Consider the following 16461-nt stretch of genomic DNA (forward strand, 5'->3'; position numbering starts at 1 on the left):
TGGAATCCGCACTGCCTGTGGCCAGTAAAACACAAGCATGTCACAAAAAGTGTTTTTCGTATCGCAGGGTTTATGCCCTATGGACATATGGCCATGGCCGGTTCAGCTTGCTTTTAAACTGCCCTGCCGAATCAGCCCTAAAACCGTTATCTGGAGGGTTGACCGTTTGATCGAGTCAAAGCGACAAGCTGAATCTGCCACGCCAGCAGCAGCCCGACAGCGCAGCAAACCGAGGTGACCCAGCCGGTCCATTGCCAGCCCCCGGCCTGCACCGCCACCCAGGCTACCAGGGGCGGACCGGCGAACTGGCCCAGGGCCGACAACTGCTGGACCCAGCCCACCGTGGTCGAGACGGTATTGCCGCTGGGCGCCAGCCTGATCGCCAGGCTGAACAGGGTCGCCGGGATCAGGCCGCCCACCATCGAGAACATCAGCACGCCGGTGTATTGCAGCAGCGGATGCGCCGTGGCGCCGAACGCCAGCAACGCGCCGCCCGCCATCGCAAGGAATCCGGCCACCAGCAGCTTATACGGCTGTGCTCCGCGCCCCAGCCAGCGGCCCGCCGCAAGGTTACCCACGATATTGACCGCTGCCGCACCCGCTGTAAGCCAGGCGGCGCTGCTGCCGGGCAAGCCGGCCTGCGCGTAGATCGAAGGCAGGAAACCGATCACCGCCAGCCATTGACCTGAATACATGGCGAAGGTCAGCGCCATCAACCAGACGGCGCGCGAACGCAGGGTCAGGCCCAGCAGGCTGCGGTTCGAAAAATGCATGGCGCCGCCTTGCTGCGCTGGGACGGTGGGCTGTTGACGGGGCGGGTCTGCAGGCAGGCGCCAGCGCACGAGCAGCGCCAGCATGACCGCCAGCGCGCCCAGCAGCCACCACCAGATCCGCCAGCCCCATGCCGGCGCGCCCAGCTGCATCACCGACGGCCCGAGCAGCAAGGCCAGCGACGCACCGAGGGGCATGTAGGCGCCCCAGACGCCGAGCATGCCGTTGAGGCGCTCAGGCGGAACCAGCCGGCGCACCAGTCCGGGCGCGGGCAGCACGACCCACAAAAACCCCAGGCCTTCCAGAGCGCGCGTTGCCAGCAGCCAGGCGGCGCCATTCGCCATTCCGCCGAGCGCACTGGCGCATCCAAGCACCACCAGCCCGCCGACCATGCTGCGCTTGAGGCCGATGCGCTGCACCGCCAGGCCGGTGAGCAGCCCGAGTGTCATGCCGGCCAGTTGCACCAGCGACAGCAAAAAACCGGCCTGCAGCAGCGAAATGCCCAGCACGTCGCGAAGCACCGGCAAGGCCGGCGGCAGCTTGCCGACATGCAGGGCTGCCACCACGCCCGCCGCAATCACATAACGGGCAGCGCGCAGCTCGTGGGCAGTATCAGGGGCCAGGGTGCTCACCGCCAGCCTGACGGGTCAGGCAGGAAAAATCGCATGGCCCATGAGCCGCTCATGCTCTTTGCCGGCAAAGCGGTCGGTCATGCCGGCGATGTAGTCGGCCACCACGCGTTCTGGTTTTGCACTGGCGGCCTGCGGACTGTCGCTGCCGTCAAAGCGGTCGAAACGCTCGATATGCGCCTGCGGCATCTGCGCCGGGTCGGCCATGTAGGCCGCGAACAGGTCTCTCACAACCTGCTGGGCGGCCTGCGTGGTATGCACCACCTGCGGATGACGGTATAGATTTTGTAGCAGGAAGCGCTTGAGGGACTTGGACTGCAAGGCCATTTGATCCGAAAAACAGACCAGGCCCGCGTGCTGGCGAACCGCCTGGACATCGGCCGGCGCAGACTGCGCAAGCGCCCGCCCGGTGGCATCGATGACATCGTAAACCTGGGCGCTGAGCATGCGCCGTATGGTTTCAAACAGCAGGCGCCGGCCCTGCAGCCGGGGGTAGACGGCCAGCGTTTCGCGCCGGTAGCGACTGAACAGCGGCACGTCCTCCAGTTGCTCCAGGCTCAGCAGGCCAGAGCGCACGCCGTCGTCCATGTCGTGGGCGTTGTAGGCGATTTCATCGGCCAGATTCGCCAGCTGCGCTTCCAGGCTGGGTTGCCGCCAGGCCGGCTCAATGCCGGGCTGGTCAACAAACCGGCGGGCCACGCCGCCCGGCTCCCGGGCTTCGATATGCCGCGCGTTGCGCTTCGAGCAGTGTTTCAAAATGCCTTCACGCGTCTCGAACGTCAGGTTCAGGCCGTCGTGGTCCGGATAACGCTCTTCCAGCACATCGACCACGCGCAGGCTTTGCAGGTTGTGCTCGAAGCCGGCGCTGCCAGGGTTGTGGTTCTTCAGGCAGTCATTGAGCGCATCCTGGCCGGCATGGCCGAAAGGCGTGTGGCCCAAGTCGTGCGCCAGGGCAATCGCCTCGACCAGATCTTCATTGAGTTGCAGGGTACGGGCAATGGAGCGGCCCAGTTGCGCCACCTCCAGAGAATGCGTCAGCCGGGTGCGGAACAGGTCGCCTTCGTGGTTCAGGAATACCTGGGTCTTGTAGACCAGTCGGCGAAACGCGGTCGAATGCACGATGCGGTCGCGGTCGCGCTGGAAGTCCGAGCGCGTCGGCGCCACCGGCTCGGGAATGCGGCGGCCGCGCGACCGGGCCGGATCACAGGCGTAGGTAGCCAGAGTCATGGTTTATGCATCAAAAAGGCCAATTGCGCATCATCCACGGGCACAAGCAGCTATTAATTTCATAGTAGATTGCCTCGCCCGGTGCTCAGGCGCAGCACAGGTCGATGACTTCGCGCACCAGCGCATCGGGTGCGGCGCACACAGCCGCTTTGCCGGGGCCGTCAATCACCACGAAACGAATCTCGCCCGCTTCGGATTTCTTGTCCACGCGCATCAGGTCGAGGTAGCGGCCGGCGTTGTCTGCGCTTGAGAGCACCGGCCCTTTGACTGGAAGTCCGGCGCGCTTGATCAGCGTGCTCAAGCGACCGACAAAAGCCGCATCCACTTTGCCCAGCCGCTGCGACAGATGCGCCGCCATCACCATGCCGCAACCGACACCCTCGCCGTGCAGCCATTTGCCGTAGCCCAAGCCGGACTCGATCGCATGGCCAAAGGTGTGGCCGAAATTCAAAATCGCCCGCAGGCCCGACTCGCGCTCGTCCTGGCCGACGACCCAGGCCTTGATCTCGCAGCTGCGCTGGATGGCGTGCGCCAGCGCGGCGGGCTCCTTGGCCAGCAGCGCATCGAGGTTCACTTCCAGCCAGTCGAGGAAGCCCATGTCGGCAATCGGCCCGTACTTGATGACCTCGGCCAGGCCGGCACTCAGTTCACGGTCAGGCAAGGTCTGGAGCGCATCCAGGTCGCACACCACAAGCTGCGGCTGGTAGAACGCGCCTATCATGTTCTTGCCCAGCGGGTGGTTGATGGCAGTCTTGCCGCCGACCGACGAATCGACCTGCGCCAGCAGCGTCGTCGGCACCTGCACGAAGGGCACGCCGCGCATGTAGCTGGCGGCCGCAAAGCCGGTCATGTCGCCCACCACGCCGCCGCCCAAGGCAAACAGCACGGTCTTGCGGTCGCAGCCGTATTCGAGCAGCGCGTCAAAGATCAGCTGCAGCGTCGGCCAGTCCTTGTGCGCCTCGCCGTCGGGCAGCGTGACCACCAGCACCCGGGCATAGTGCGCGCGCAGGGCTTCGGTCAGTTGCGCCACATACAGAGGTGCCACGGTCGTGTTGGACACCACCAGCGCCGTGGCTGCCTTGGGCAGATGTTGGTAAGTGTGCGCCAGGCCCAGCAAACCGGTGCCGATCACGATGGGGTAGCTGCGTTCGGCCAGGTTGATCCGGACCTGCGCCGTTGCGGGAGAAAAAGAAGGATTTGCATGCATCACCGAAGTGTAGAGGCACTTTTCGGCAGGCATGGGCAGGTGGCTTTTTTACGCGGTGTTGAGAGTCAACACGGCTGGGTGACGCGGCGTCACGACCCCGGAACGATGCCGGCCAGTTCGAGCTGCATGGCAATCATGTTGACCAGTGTGGACACCGAGGGGCGGCCGGTCTCGATGACGAAATGCGCAGTTTCGCGGTAGAGCGGATCGCGCTGGGCATACAGGTCGCGCAACCGGCCAAGGGGATCGGCCACCTGCAGCAGGGGGCGGCTGACATCATGCCGAAGCCGGCGAAAGAGTTCTTCGGGTGAAGAACGCAGGTACACCACATGGCCCCGGTCATGCAGGCGCTGGCGATTGGCCGGACGCAGCACCGACCCGCCGCCGGTCGAAAGCACCCCGCCCGTGATACCAGTCAGCTCGTCAATGACGGATTCCTCGACATCGCGAAAACTAGCCTCCCCTTCCCGCTCGAAATAGTCACGGATGGAGCAGCCGAGGCGCTCCTCGATGACATGGTCGGAGTCAAGAAAGGACAAATGCAGCCGTCGGGCGAGTTGACGCCCGACGGTGGATTTACCGGAGCCGGGGAGGCCGACAAGGCTCACATAGACATGCGCACTCGTGGAAATTGCTTGCACTCAAAAATTCCAATCAGGGCACCGTTACATCAAACGAACTTTCTTTTGTACCGCTGCCGCCAGATACGCTGGCCTTGAACCTGATAATTTCCCCCCCCGAACAAGACTCCAAGGTGGCAGTATGAATAGTCGGCTCTGACGTGCTTCCGATTTGCGAGCCTTCCAGCGTTCCCTTGCAGTCACTGGTGCTAGGAATCACCGAAACGCTTAAGCCTGCATCTGCCGGAAGAGGGTTGCCATCATAGTCAGCCAACTGCACCGTGATAGCAGCCTTAGATTTAAATAGCACTTGTGTCTGATATCGGCTGGGTATTGTTGAGTCATAAGCCCCTGGCTGGCCAATTTCACCGCCGGAAAATACGATCACGATCTGGCGGCGAACCTTGGTGAAGCCATCCCACTGGTTGTTGCAGGTAGCTACGACGGAAAGCCCGACATTGGAATTGGCAGGACAAGTCTTGTCCCCTGTAGCGCCAGCGGGCATAGGATAAAAAGATTCGCCCTCGTTGGTGCCAGTCACCAGATTGGTATAAGCACTGACGAATGCACCACTTTCATCCTTATCGATATAAGGCGAACCCAAGTCTTCAAAGAGTTCGCCAATATCGTAGCGATTGTTGTAAATACCAGTGACAGGATCAGGCTTGTCAACGAAAGATTCTTCACCATCTGTATAAGCGATTACGGTCACACGACCAGGGCGCGGGTCGCCGCCCAGTGCTTTTGAGCCCATTGGGCGGTAGTCCTGCCCGATCAAGCTGACACTGCAACGGCCACTGGCAATAAGGCAACTGCTTTGTCCTGTGGAATTGATTTGCCCCCCCTCACTTACAAAAATTATCTTGGTGCCATCGGGCACAGGATTGCCTTGGCGGTCAGCGGCGAATACGGAAATATCCACTGTATTCCCATTGAACTTGCTCGTGAAGTAGCCGCCAGCGTAAAAGTTGAACTTTGAGGCAGAGATATCGAAAAACCGTTGTGTAGGCAATCCCGTCTGCACAGTCAGCAAGTTGGACAATGTAAAAATTCCGGCATTAGGCGCATCAAGTGCGGCGCGGACTTGGACAGTGGTGGGTAACGTGCCTGCACATACAGAAAAGGAGGCAATGCCATCGGGGCCAGATATTACGCTGGAGGGTGATCCACAGAAGTTGATGCCGCCATCGATGTTAGTCAAGCTGGCATTGACCTTGACACCGGAAGTAACTGTCGCGCCGATTGAATCGATTACCTTGAAACTTACAATTGAAGTGTTAGTGCCTACAGAAGCAGCCTGGTAAATCAATGACGGGGTTGCACTGACAAACTGAAGGCCAGCTATGGGCGGTGCAGTTACGGTATAAAACACAGGATTCGAAGATGCGCCAGAAGAAGATGCGCTGATGACACAAGCACCGGTACTACTGGTTTGCACAACAGCTGTCGCATGGCCTGCATCATCGACCAGTGCGGAGGCAGGTGACACCGCGCCGCATCCAGTGGAAAAAGTCACGGCAACGGAGTTTGAGGCGGCGGCAACACCATTGATCTTGACATCTACACCTACGTTGATCGATTGCCCTTTTTGGACGATCGAAGAAGACACGGACAAGCCGGACAGGGTCACGGTGCCAGGAGTAATTTGCAGATCATAACTTTGCGTCAGTGTTGCTGCCTCTACCGTAGCGGCCGCAGTCACCTGCACAGCTCCGGATGAGGTAACTGCGGCAGGAGCAATGCGCATCAACAACACGCCCGATGCATCTGTCAACTGCGAACTGACATCAGGAACCAATACAGCCTGTGTCGAACCGAGCGTGATTGTTACGCGGGTAAACGCAGCTGCATCACCTGTGCTTTTTTTCACGACAATTTTGAGAAACTGCGGCTGGGTCTGCGAGAGCAGGCGATTAGTCACCTCATTACCAGAAGCATCTACCAGCGACAATGTTAGGGTTGGGGCTGACACCGTTGTACCGGTACCGGTGCCCGTACCAGTGCCCGTACCAGTGCCTGTACCAGCAGTAGTTCCCGAACTTCCGCCCCCACCACCGCATGCCCCCAAAGCCACAACCAAAGCCGCAGTTGGAAGATATTTCAAAAACTTCATGTCACTCTTTCATTCTTCAAACAATAGTTTTCAACTCAACGCGCAGCAGCGCGGTCCGTAATCATCTTCGGCGTAATAAACACCAGCATTTCCTGTTTCCGGGATGTCCGTTCGCGGCTCTTGAACAGGTTGCCCAGAACAGGCACATCACCCAGCAACGGAACCTTGGTTTCATTGTTCGTTTCTTCCAGCGTGAAGATGCCACCAATCACCACCGTGCCGCCGTTTTCGACCAGCACCTGGGTCTGAATGTGCTTGGTGTCGATCGCAATGCCGGCGGCGGTGGTTTCGCCGCGGCTATCCTTGTTCACGTCCAGGTCCAGAATGATGTTGCCTTCAGGCGTGATCTGCGGCGTGACTTCAAGTTTCAGGTTGGCCTTGCGGAAGGCCAGTGACGTGGCGCCGCTGGAAGTGGCGGTCTGGTAAGGGAATTCGGTGCCCTGCTCGATCAGCGCCTTGACCTGGTCCGCCGTGACCACGCGCGGGCTGGAAACGATCTTTCCCTTGCCATCGGCTTCAAGCGCTGACAACTCGAGATTCAGGAAACGGTTTGCCGCTGCGTTGAAAATCGACACCGCAAACGAAGCAGCGGCGTTGGAAACGCCCAGGGTCGAAGCCGGAAAGTTGACGAAATTGCCGCTGGTATCGGCAGCAGTCGCACCGTAGTTGGTGCCCAGCGTGACGTTGGTATTGCCATTTGACAGGGCGCCGGATGCGCCAATCATGCCGCCACCCAGCCTCACGCCCAAAGACCGTCCAAACGTATCAGACGCCTCGACGATGCGCGCTTCAATCAGCACCTGACGCACGGCAATGTCGAGCTTGCCGATGAAACTTTGCACCTGCTCCAGCCGGGAAGGAATGTCCGTCACAAACAACTGGTTGGTTCGTGGCTCGGCAATCACGCTGCCGCGGCTGGACAGTATCCGTGCGGCGGTTGCGCCCGCGCCGCCAGCGGAAATCTGCGCGGCAATTTCACTGGCCTTGGCATAGTTGATCTGGAACGACTGGGTGCGAACCGCCTCCAGGCCCTGGATCGCCACGCGGGATTCCAGTTCCTGCTTGTCCTTGGCCGCGAGTTCATCCTTGGGAGCAATCAGCAGCACATTGCCGGTTTTGCGCATGCCCAGCGCCTTGGCCTGCAGGATGATGTCGAGCGCTTGGTCCCATGGCACGTCTTTCAGGCGCAAGGTGACCGATCCGGTAACCGTGTCCGAGGTAACCACATTGAAGTTGGTGAAGTCGGCAATCACCTGCAGCAGCGAACGGATTTCAATGTTCTGGAAATTCAGTGACAGTTTTTCGCCATTGAAGCCCGTGCCCTGCGTCAGCTTGTCGGGATCCACCTTTTGCGGCCGGACTTCGAGCACAAACTGGTTGTCGCTCTGGTAGGCGCTTTGCTCCCACTGGCCGGTGGGTTCGACCACCATACGAACCTTGTCGCCAACCTGGGAAGTGGTCACGGTTTGCACCGGGGTTCCGAAATCAGTGACATCGAGGCGGCGGCGCAGCCCTTCGGGCAGGGCAGTTTTCAGGAACTCCACCACCACGGTCTTGCCCTGCTGGCGAATATCCACACCAACTTCGTTGTTCGGCAGGGCGACCACGATGCGGCCCGCGTTGTTGGGACCACGGCGGAAATCAATATCTTTTAGCGGCAGCGTGTCGCGGTTACGGCTTTCGGCAAACACCGGGGCTGCGGCCACCGAAGGCACGGCCACGGCCTGCGAATCCAGAATGATTAACAAGGACTTGCCTTGCAGTTCGGCCTTGTAAGCCGTCGGCGTTTTCAGGTTGAGCACCACGCGGGTACGCTCGCCGGCCTGGATCACGTTGGCTGAGCGCATGTTGCCCAGGTTGATTTCAATGGCAGAGCGGCCCAGGGAATTGCTGACGCCCTGAAAGTCAAGGGCGATACGCGCCGGCGCCTGAATGCTGAAACCGGTGGGAACACTGGCCAGCGGTTCTGCCAGTTCGATACGGATGACTTCCGAGCCACCCTGTACCGAGCCCGAAACTGCCTGGATGGAATTTTCTGCCCTTGCCAGCAGGGGCATGCTGCCGGCCACCACCATCACACCCAGCAATGCGCGACGCACGACACGCCCAAACAAACGCGGCAGACTTTCTTGCGCTCTCGCCTTCACTGCCAATTCCGCTGTCTGCTTGTTCATTTCTTTTCCTCTAGAAGCTGTAAAGTCGCTGGCCGCTCTGTCCACTCGCCTGCTGCGTCCTGCACGATTTCACGCAATACCACACTGGCTTCGGTCACGGAAGTAATACGGCCATAGTTCTGGCCCAAATAATTGCCGACGCGCACCTGGTAGATCAGGTTGTCAACGCGCACCAGCGCCACGGGCCGTCCGGCTTTTGTCAGGCTGCCGACCATGGCCACGCTGTCCAGGGGCGTTGCCTCCAGCGGCTCCTTGCGCCGGCTTAGTTCCGGTGTGATCAGCGCTGCGTTGGACGTTGCCTGGCTGGAATCACGTTTGAGCGCCTGCACCAGTTTCTGGTTGCTGAAAGGCTCGATCAAACCATCTTGACCATAGGTTTGCGGCGTGAATTTGGTCGGTTGCTGCAATGGCGCGATCTTGGGCTGGGTGATGTCGCGCTGGGCATTCATCCATTGCTGCAGTTCTTCCTGATCCGATGAACCGCAAGCTGCGAGCACAAGCAGGCTGCAGGCCATGGTCAAGGCAAGGAGTTGTCGAGTGGCGCTCATTTTTTGGCTCCATTGGCCAAAGCATTCTTGCGCTGGAGCGCAATTTCTTCACTGTCCAGATAGCGGAAGGTCTTTGCCATGGCGTCCATCACCAGGTTGCCGTCTTTTGCTGGTGTGATGGCAATATTGTTCAGCGTCACAATCCGCGAAAGGTTGGCAATATCGGCTGCAAATGCGCCCATGTCGTGGTACTGGCCCGTGACCTTGACCTCGATAGGCAACTCGGCATAGTAGTCCTTGATAATCACCTGTCCCGGCCGGAACAGTTCGAACTGAAGGCTGCGACCCAGGCCGGCCTGGTTGATGTCGGACAGCAGGGCGTCCATTTCAGCCTTGCTGGGCAACTGCTTTTCAAGCTGCGTCACATACTGCTGAACCTGTTCACGCTGCTTCCTCAGTGCTTCCAGATTGACAGCCTGCGTCAGCTTGCCGGTGTAGTCCTGACGGAGCTGGACTTCCTTGGTCTTTTCCGCTGTCAGTTCTTCATCCGCTGCACTGAGCCATACAAACCAGAGCGCCACCACCACCGCGACCGTGAGGGCAGCACACAGAAGATAGCGCGGAAAAGACGGCCAGGACGACGGATCGTTCGGGTCCAGGCCGGTGAACTGATTCTGGACACGGCTTTGGAAGGCAGCAAAATCAAAGGAGGGATTAGTCGGTTTTTTTGCCATGATCAGTTTACTTGTGCCGCAGCAGGTGCTGACGAGGCGGCCTCTTTTTGATCACTGGCCCGCTTGATTTCCATCCGCATCGAGAAATTTGAAACCCGGCGCTGGTCGCGTGGACTCAGCGACACGGTTCCCGCAGTGATTTCCACCAGTTCAGGCTTGGACAGCCATGCGCTGTTGTTGGAAATATTGCGCAAGAGTTCTGAAACCCGTTCGTTCGATTGGGCAATGCCTGTCAACAACACCGTCTGGTTTTCCTGCTTGAGGCTGTTCACGTATACGCCATCGGGTAATTGCCTTACCAGTTCGCTCAGCAAATACACCGGCAGGTTGCGGTTTCCCTGCAAATCCTCAACGGCTGTCTGGCGCGCCTTGAGCGAATTGATTTCTGCCTGCAAGGTGGCAATGTCCTTGATCTGCTCATCCAGGCGTGTGATTTCAGACTGCAAGAAAGTGTTTCTTCCGCGCTGGCTTTCAATCTGCGTCGAATACCAGGAATAGGCGACAGTGCAAATCAGCACGCCGGCCAGCGCCGCCAGGCCAAGGGTCACGAAAAATACTTCACGCCGGCGTTTGCGGGCGGTTTCGCGGTGCGGCAGCAGGTTGATCAGAATCACTGTGCAAACCTTCGCAAAGCCAGGCCGCAGGCGGTCAGGTAAGAGGAGGCTTCACGCCGCATCCTGTTTTCCATGACGCCGCTGCCGATTTCCATTCCGTCAAAAGGGTTCACCAGCTGGCAGGCAAAAGCCGTCTGCTTCGTCACCGATTCGGTCAGCCCGCCCAACGAAGAGGAGCCGCCGGCCAGCAGCACATAATCAACCCGGTTGTAGGGCGTACTGGTAAAGAAAAACTGGAGCGCCCGGCTGATTTCCTGGGTCAGGCTTTCCACAAACGGTTTCAACACGCCGAGTGCATAGTCTTCTGGCAGTTCTCCGCCGCGTTTTTTGGTTTCTGCCTCTTCTAGCGAAAAACCATATTGCCTGACGATCAGCTGGGTCAGCTGTGCGCCGCCAAATGCCTGGTCGCGTTCGTACAAGACTTCATCGTTCCTGATGACCTGCATGCTGGTGGTCACCGAGCCAATCTCGAACAGCGCCACCATGGTGTCCACGCCCTTGTTGGGCATGTTCTCGATCAGCCGGGCCGTGGCAAGCCGGGACGCATAGGATTCCACGTCCACCACGACAGGCTTGAGCCCGGCGGCTTCGGCCAGACCCTGCCGGTCCTGGACCTTTTCCTTGCGGGAAGCGGCAATCAGCACCTCAACATCGCCACTGGACGTTGCACTGGGACCCAGGACGCAAAAATCAAGACTGACTTCATCCAGCGAAAAGGGAATATATTTGTTGGCTTCGGATTCAACCTGAATCTCCAGCTCGGCATCGCTGAGCCCGCCAGGCAGAATGATCTTTTTGCTGATGACGGCGGAAGGTGGAAGCGCCATGGCGACGTTTCGCGTGCGCGTGCCGCTCTTTTTCACGACACGGCGAAGCACGTCTGCCACCTCATCGAATTTTTCGATGTTCCCATCGGTGACCCATCCAGCATCCAGAGGCTCGATAGCGCAGCGCTCAAGAACCAGCCGGCCAGCCTTGTCTCGGCTCACCTCGACCAGAGTGACACTGGACGAACTGATGTCCACACCCAGTAAAGGGGGTTGTTGACGGTTGAATAACGATCCCAGTGAGATCAAGGGCGCCCCCGGATGAACGGCTACTATGTAACCTGTTTGCTTAAAAATCACTTGGATGTTAGCAGCAAGACTGTGCACAAGTAACCACTTTTACCGTTCAAAATAAAGGCTGCGTTGTCAAAAGTGGACGGATTTCAGGGATAGTGCTCATGTAATAAGTTGCCCCGTGGTGTAACAGAGCAATTCACTGGTACATGCCTTGCATGCATGTGCTTCAGGAAATTTTTATAATGCGGCTGCGACTCTACGATTGAACTTGATGCCCTCTTCTTCCCGGACTCCCGATTCCCGATCAAAATCCAGTGCAGTAAAGCAGCCGTCTTCCTGGCTGGGCTCTTTTGCGAAATTCTTTCTCGGCAGCATTGGCCTGGTGCTGGCAGGTCTTGCCGGCCTGGCGATTTTTCTGGCGGTTGCACTGGCAGTCGCCTATCCAAACCTGCCGGATATTTCCGCCTTGTCGGACTATCGCCCCAAGCAACCGCTGCGGGTGTACACGGCTGACGGCGTCATCATCGGGGAATTCGGTGAAGAGCGGCGCAGGCTCACGCCGATCGATGAAATTCCGCAGATCATGAAAGATGCGGTATTGGCTATCGAGGATGCGCGGTTTTTCTCGCATGGCGGGGTTGACTATCTGGGCGTGGTGCGTGCGGCGCTGGCCAACCTGGGACGGGCGAAAAGCCAGGGCGCCTCGACCATCACGATGCAGGTTGCCCGCAATGTCTACCTGACGGCCGAGAAAAGCTATACGCGCAAGATTTATGAAATCCTGCTGACCTTCAAGCTGGAGCATTCACTGTCGAAGAACCAGATTCTCGAGATCTACATGAACCAGATCTTTCTGGGGAATCGCTCTTATGGCTTTGCCGCTGCAGCGGAAACCTATTTCGGCAAGCCGCTCAAGGATGTCAGCATTGCCGAAGCCGCCATGCTGGCCGGCCTGCCGAAGGCGCCTTCAGCCTACAACCCGATTGCCAACCCCAGCCGCGCCAGGACGCGTCAGCTTTACATCATCGAGCGCATGGAGCAAAACGGGTTCATCAATGCCCAGCAGGCGAAAACGGCCAGGGAAGAAGAACTTCACATCAGGACCGGACGCGATGCCGGGCGTGTGCACGCCGAATACGTGGCTGAAACCGTTCGCCAGCTCGTGTTCAACCAGTATGGCGAAGAAACCTATACGCGCGGGCTGAACGTCTACACCACGCTGAATTCTTCCGACCAGACGGTAGCCTACAAGGCCTTGCGCAAGGGCATCATGGATTACGAGCGCAGGCAGATCTACCGGGGTCCCGAAAAATTCATCGACCTGCCGTCCAATCCCCCGGAAGTTGAAGATGCCATTGACGAAGCCCTGGCCGAGAATCCCGACAACGGGGACGTCATGTCGGCGGTTGTGCTGGAGGCTGGCCCCAAGCGGATCATTGCGATGCGCCAGAACAGTGAAAAGGTGACCATCACCGGAGAAGGCCTGCGACCTGCTCAGTCGGGTCTGGCCGACAAGGCCGGCCCGAACATCAAGATCCGTCCGGGCGCGCTGATCCGGGTGGTCAAGACGCCGAAGGATACATGGGAAGTCACTCAGTTGCCGGAAGTCGAAGGCGCCTTTGTGGCCATGGACCCGCGTGACGGCGCGGTTCGCGCGTTGATTGGTGGCTTTGATTTCGAGAAAAACAAGTTCAACCATGTGACGCAGGCCTGGCGCCAGCCCGGTTCGAGCTTCAAGCCCTTCATTTATTCGGCCGCGCTGGAAAAAGGCTTCACCCCGGCCACCGTCGTGAACGACGCCCCGCTGTTTTTCGATGCTGGCGTGACCGGTGGACAGCCCTGGGAACCCAAGAACTACGACGGTGGTTTCGAAGGCCCGATGAGCCTGCGCACGGCACTGAAGAAATCAAAAAACCTGGTGTCGATCCGCATCCTGCAATCGATTGGGCCCAAGTATGGCCAGGAGTGGGTGACGCATTTTGGTTTCGATGCGGAAAAACATCCAGCCTACCTGACCATGGCGCTGGGTGCCGGATCGGTCACGCCGATGCAGATGGCAACGGGTTACTCGGTTTTTGCCAATGGCGGCTACCGCGTCAATCCCTACCTGATCGCCAAGATCACCGACCAGCGCGGCAAGGTTCTTCTTGAAGTCACACCGCCAGCGCTCAACGAGTCGATGCGCGGCATCGATGCCAGGAACGCGTTCATCATGGACAGCCTGCTTCAGGAAGTGGCGCGTTCAGGCACTGCAGCCAAGGCCCAGGCCATGCTCAAGCGTCCGGATATTTTCGGCAAGACCGGCACCACCAATGACTCGATCGACACCTGGTTTGTGGGTTTCCAGCCCACGCTGGCGGCGGCGGTCTGGATGGGTTACGACACGCCCAAAAAGCTTGGCGACCGTGAAACAGGCGGTGGCCTGAGCCTGCCGATCTGGATCAACTTCATGGAATATGCCCTCAAGGGCGTGCCGGTCACCGAATACCAGGCGCCTGCAGGTGTGGTCAACCTGAATGGCGAGTGGTATTACGAGGAATATGCCAAGGGCGCGGGCATCAGCAGCGTGGGCATGCAGCCAGAAGCGGGCGCGTCCAGCGAGGAAACAACGTCTGCGCCAGGCGGCGGCATTCAGGTCCTGCCACCCTCTGATGAGAAAAAAAGAATCCTGGATTTGTTCAAGAATTGAGGCTTGCGCACAAGCTTGCGAAAAACGGACCTGAGTCCGTTTTTTTTCGGCTAATGGATGATCACACCGTAGCAGCAAACACCAGTGGATGGCCTGTCTGCTCGCTGGCGTAACGCGACAGATTGGCAAAGAACTCCCGCCCGTCCTTGGTATCAAGCCATTGTCCGCTGTTGAATTTGTAGTGAAACCCGCCGGCCCTGGCGGCCATCCAGATTTCCTGAAGCGGTTTTTGCAGGTTGATGATGATCTGGCTGTGGTTGGCAAAAGTCAGCGTGACCATTGCGCCAGTGCGCTGGTTGTCGATGTCCACATCGCTCTCGTCATTCAAGCGGTCGCAAGCCTGCTCGACGGCCTTGAGCACGTGCTCCGCCTGGTTCTGGTATTCAAGGTCCGTCATTACAATCCTGTCATGGTTTTTTCACACCGAATTCTAGGCCGCCTTGCCCGTGTCGTTTCCAGGCATGGTTTTGTTGCCATCGTGGCGGTTGCAACGCTGTCCGGGTGCGGGCAAAAAGGCCCGCTGTTTTTACCGGTACCCCCACAGGCTCCTCCACTGGTCATGTCGTCCAGCCTTTCCCAGCTTCCCGCGCCAGCGGCTGCTCCGGCATCAGCAGCGCGATAGGCGTTGCTGGCGTGGCGGTCATTTACTTTTACATTCGCTAAAGTGCATGGCGGCGGGTCAGGCAGCCGTCTTGCACGGATGGGCTGTCCAGCCCGTCATCGCTCCCCTTTTTGTCCCTTGCTTCAACAGAATCGGCCCCATGCTACTTCCCGCCCTCCCCGGTCATCCCCATTTTTCCTACCAGGGCAACGCGCTGTTTGCCGAAGCTGTACGCGTCAGCGAACTGGCGGCCACGTACGGAACGCCCCTGTTCATCTATTCAAAAGCGGCCATGCTGTCGGCGCTGGCGGCCTACCAGCGCGGCTTTGAAGGCCGGGATGCGCAGATCTGCTATGCGATGAAGGCCAATTCATCACTGGCCGTGTTGCAGGTGTTTGCCCGGGCGGATTGCGGCTTTGACATTGTGTCGGGCGGCGAACTGGAGCGGGTACAGGCGGCGGGCGGCGACGTGGGGAAGGTCATTTTTTCAGGCGTCGGCAAGACACAAGCTGAAATGCGCCAGGCGCTTGCCGCAGGCATTGGCTGCTTCAATGTCGAAAGCGAAGCTGAACTCGACGTGCTGTCCGGCGTGGCATTGGCCATGGGAATGCGCGCGCCCGTCAGCATCCGCGTCAATCCGAATGTCGATCCGAAGACGCATCCGTATATTTCCACCGGACTGAAAGGCAACAAGTTCGGCGTGGCCCATGAAGACGCCGTGCGCATCTACCGGCATGCCGCTTCGCTGGACGGATTGAAAGTCGTCGGCATTGACTGCCACATCGGCTCGCAGATCACCGAGGTGACGCCCTACCTTGACGCGATGGACCGCGTGCTGGACCTTGTGGCCGCGATTGAGGACGCAGGCATTGCGCTGGCGCACATCGACTTTGGCGGCGGGCTGGGCATTGACTACAACCACGACACGCCGCCCGAAGCCGATGCGCTCTGGCGGCAACTGCTGGCCAAGCTCGATGCGCGCGGTTATGGCGGCAGGAAACTGATGATTGAGCCCGGCCGTTCGCTGGTCGGCAATGCCGGCGTCTGCATCACCGAAGTGCTTTACCTCAAGCCCGGCGAGCAGAAGAACTTTTGCATCATCGACGCGGCCATGAACGACCTGCCGCGCCCGGCCATGTACCAGGCTTTTCATGCCATCGTGCCGGTTGAACCGCGCGTCCCGCAAGCAGAAACGCTGGTTTACGACGTGGTGGGGCCGGTCTGCGAAAGCGGCGACTGGATTGGCCGCGACCGTGCGCTGAACGTGGCGGCAGGCGACCAGCTGGCCGTCATGTCGGCCGGTGCCTACTGCATGAGCATGGCCAGCAACTACAACACCCGCGGCCGCGCGGCAGAACTGCTGGTCGATGGCGACGTGGCCCGGCTGATTCGTGCGCGCGAATCGGCGGCCGACACCTTTCGCGGTGAACTGCTGCTGCCCTGAACCAAGCGCCCAAGCGCGTTGGTTCGCATTCCAGTGCGCCGGTAACCCGTATTTCAAGGAAAACAGGCCTTTTGCGCTTATTCCAA

At 59.2% G+C, this 16461-nt stretch carries 14 protein-coding genes; 3 read left to right on the forward strand and 11 right to left on the reverse strand.

Going from position 1 to position 16461, the window contains the following annotated elements; genetic code table 11:
- Window positions 1–146: 146 nt before the first annotated feature.
- The 10 genes from GZ092_RS08510 to GZ092_RS08555 all read right to left on the reverse strand — a co-directional run bounded on the left by GZ092_RS08510 (window position 147) and on the right by GZ092_RS08555 (window position 11653).
- Complete coding sequence (locus tag GZ092_RS08510; protein WP_293635955.1) at window positions 147–1403, reverse strand: MFS transporter; 1257 nt, start codon at window positions 1401–1403, stop codon at window positions 147–149.
- Window positions 1404–1418: 15 nt separating this feature from the next.
- Window positions 1419–2627 carry a deoxyguanosinetriphosphate triphosphohydrolase gene (locus GZ092_RS08515; protein WP_293635956.1) on the reverse strand — a complete coding sequence of 403 codons (1209 nt, stop codon included), beginning with the start codon at window positions 2625–2627 and terminating at the stop codon, window positions 1419–1421.
- 85 nt (window positions 2628–2712) lie between these two features.
- Complete coding sequence (gene aroB / locus GZ092_RS08520) at window positions 2713–3834, reverse strand: 3-dehydroquinate synthase (RefSeq protein ID WP_293635990.1); 1122 nt, start codon at window positions 3832–3834, stop codon at window positions 2713–2715.
- A gap of 89 nt (window positions 3835–3923) precedes the next feature.
- Window positions 3924–4475 (reverse strand): shikimate kinase, encoded by a 552-nt coding sequence (locus tag GZ092_RS08525; RefSeq protein ID WP_293635957.1) that lies wholly within the window; start codon window positions 4473–4475, stop codon window positions 3924–3926.
- A gap of 13 nt (window positions 4476–4488) precedes the next feature.
- Window positions 4489–6567, reverse strand: coding sequence for a hypothetical protein (locus tag GZ092_RS08530; protein WP_293635958.1), 2079 nt, complete (start codon window positions 6565–6567; stop codon window positions 4489–4491).
- 35 nt (window positions 6568–6602) lie between these two features.
- Window positions 6603–8741 carry a type IV pilus secretin PilQ gene (locus GZ092_RS08535; RefSeq protein WP_293635959.1) on the reverse strand — a complete coding sequence of 713 codons (2139 nt, stop codon included), beginning with the start codon at window positions 8739–8741 and terminating at the stop codon, window positions 6603–6605.
- Window positions 8738–9289, reverse strand: a complete 552-nt coding sequence (locus tag GZ092_RS08540) for a pilus assembly protein PilP (RefSeq protein WP_293635960.1) — start codon at window positions 9287–9289, stop codon at window positions 8738–8740. The genes GZ092_RS08535 and GZ092_RS08540 overlap by 4 nt, the downstream gene beginning before the upstream one ends.
- Window positions 9286–9963: a type 4a pilus biogenesis protein PilO gene (locus GZ092_RS08545; RefSeq protein WP_293635961.1), complete on the reverse strand. Its 678-nt coding sequence runs from the start codon at window positions 9961–9963 to the stop codon at window positions 9286–9288. Before GZ092_RS08545 ends, GZ092_RS08540 begins: the two co-directional genes overlap by 4 nt.
- 2 nt (window positions 9964–9965) lie before the next feature.
- Window positions 9966–10577 carry a PilN domain-containing protein gene (locus GZ092_RS08550; protein WP_293635962.1) on the reverse strand — a complete coding sequence of 204 codons (612 nt, stop codon included), beginning with the start codon at window positions 10575–10577 and terminating at the stop codon, window positions 9966–9968.
- Window positions 10574–11653, reverse strand: coding sequence for a pilus assembly protein PilM (locus GZ092_RS08555; RefSeq protein WP_293635963.1), 1080 nt, complete (start codon window positions 11651–11653; stop codon window positions 10574–10576). The genes GZ092_RS08550 and GZ092_RS08555 overlap by 4 nt, the downstream gene beginning before the upstream one ends.
- 259 nt (window positions 11654–11912) lie before the next feature.
- Between GZ092_RS08555 and GZ092_RS08560 the strand changes: the two genes are divergently transcribed.
- Window positions 11913–14330, forward strand: coding sequence for a penicillin-binding protein 1A (locus tag GZ092_RS08560; protein WP_293635964.1), 2418 nt, complete (start codon window positions 11913–11915; stop codon window positions 14328–14330).
- Between the two features lie 61 nt (window positions 14331–14391).
- On the opposite strand, the gene cyaY is transcribed toward GZ092_RS08560, so the two are convergent.
- Window positions 14392–14727: an iron donor protein CyaY gene (gene cyaY / locus GZ092_RS08565; protein ID WP_293635965.1), complete on the reverse strand. Its 336-nt coding sequence runs from the start codon at window positions 14725–14727 to the stop codon at window positions 14392–14394.
- A gap of 12 nt (window positions 14728–14739) precedes the next feature.
- On the opposite strand from cyaY, the gene GZ092_RS21220 reads away from it, so the two are divergent.
- Entirely contained in the window at window positions 14740–14952 is a 213-nt protein-coding gene (locus GZ092_RS21220) for a lipoprotein (protein ID WP_363254356.1), read from the forward strand.
- 139 nt (window positions 14953–15091) lie between these two features.
- On the forward strand, window positions 15092–16375 hold the full coding sequence (lysA, locus tag GZ092_RS08570) for a diaminopimelate decarboxylase (protein ID WP_293635966.1): 1284 nt from the start codon (window positions 15092–15094) through the stop codon (window positions 16373–16375).
- Window positions 16376–16461 lie beyond the last annotated feature (86 nt).

The organism is Polaromonas sp. (assembly GCF_010365105.1).
In the GTDB taxonomy this organism is placed as follows: Bacteria; Pseudomonadota; Gammaproteobacteria; order Burkholderiales; family Burkholderiaceae_C; genus Polaromonas.

Excerpts from the sequence above, each read along its gene's own strand:
- GZ092_RS08515 (WP_293635956.1), bottom strand. The coding sequence starts at position 2,627 with ATGACTCTGGCTACCTACGCCTGTGATCCGGCCCGGTCGCGCGGCCGC.
- aroB (WP_293635990.1), bottom strand. The coding sequence starts at position 3,834 with ATGCATGCAAATCCTTCTTTTTCTCCCGCAACGGCGCAGGTCCGGATC.
- GZ092_RS08530 (WP_293635958.1), bottom strand. The coding sequence starts at position 6,567 with ATGAAGTTTTTGAAATATCTTCCAACTGCGGCTTTGGTTGTGGCTTTG.
- GZ092_RS08535 (WP_293635959.1), bottom strand. The coding sequence starts at position 8,741 with ATGAACAAGCAGACAGCGGAATTGGCAGTGAAGGCGAGAGCGCAAGAA.
- GZ092_RS08540 (WP_293635960.1), bottom strand. The coding sequence starts at position 9,289 with ATGAGCGCCACTCGACAACTCCTTGCCTTGACCATGGCCTGCAGCCTG.
- GZ092_RS08545 (WP_293635961.1), bottom strand. The coding sequence starts at position 9,963 with ATGGCAAAAAAACCGACTAATCCCTCCTTTGATTTTGCTGCCTTCCAA.
- GZ092_RS08560 (WP_293635964.1), top strand. The coding sequence starts at position 11,913 with ATGCCCTCTTCTTCCCGGACTCCCGATTCCCGATCAAAATCCAGTGCA.
- cyaY (WP_293635965.1), bottom strand. The coding sequence starts at position 14,727 with ATGACGGACCTTGAATACCAGAACCAGGCGGAGCACGTGCTCAAGGCC.
- GZ092_RS21220 (WP_363254356.1), top strand. The coding sequence starts at position 14,740 with ATGGTTTTTTCACACCGAATTCTAGGCCGCCTTGCCCGTGTCGTTTCC.
- lysA (WP_293635966.1), top strand. The coding sequence starts at position 15,092 with ATGCTACTTCCCGCCCTCCCCGGTCATCCCCATTTTTCCTACCAGGGC.